1 protein-coding gene is annotated in these 251 nt (G+C 55.0%); it reads left to right on the top strand.

What is annotated here, in order from left to right:
- Positions 1-85: 85 nt before the first annotated feature.
- Positions 86-251: IS1/IS1595 family N-terminal zinc-binding domain-containing protein (locus tag AC05K6_RS10195; RefSeq protein WP_476728471.1), on the top strand; the 166-nt coding region annotated here is incomplete at its 3' end.

Below are 251 nucleotides of genomic sequence, written 5' to 3'. Positions count from 1 at the left end.
AGAATAGCTCCCCGAAAGCTATTACCCACACCATCCCGCACCTCCGGCCACATTTGTGCTAACCGCACACCGGTTGGATTAAAGGATGACCACCAACCGCCCCAGCTGCCCACTATGCGGCAACAACACAAAGAAAAACGGCACCACCAGCAAATCAACCACCCGTTGGCGCTGCACCCACTGCGGACACTCCTTTACCCGCAACACCCAAACCCACAACAAAAATACCGCCACCATGGCTTTGTTCATCC

The organism is Corynebacterium sp. TUM25020 (assembly GCF_056388495.1).
Note: the sequence above shows the minus strand (reverse complement) of the source record. Positions and strands in the feature narration are given on the sequence as shown.